Here is a 209-nt window from a genome sequence, read left to right on the forward strand (position 1 = left end):
GGCGCCGTGGCGACCATCGTGTTCGCCGCCGGCCTGCACCGTCGGCTGCTCGCCCGCCCGGGCGCCGGGCTGGCGCCCTCCGTGGCCGCCGCCGGCCAGCTCGGCACCGCCGTGGTGACCATCCTGGGCACCGGCCTGGACACCGAGTTCCTCTTCGCCTCGCAGGCCGGCGACGCCGCCGCCGACCCGCACGCGGTGGTCTTCTACAA

1 pseudogene is annotated in these 209 nt (G+C 77.5%); it reads left to right on the forward strand.

The features are described 5' to 3' along the window. Window positions 1-209: pseudogene (locus QWJ41_RS21865) on the forward strand (hypothetical protein); the annotation flags it as partial.

The sequence above is a fragment of the Nocardioides cremeus genome, from assembly GCF_030518195.1.
Lineage (GTDB): Bacteria > Actinomycetota > Actinomycetes > Propionibacteriales > Nocardioidaceae > Nocardioides > Nocardioides cremeus.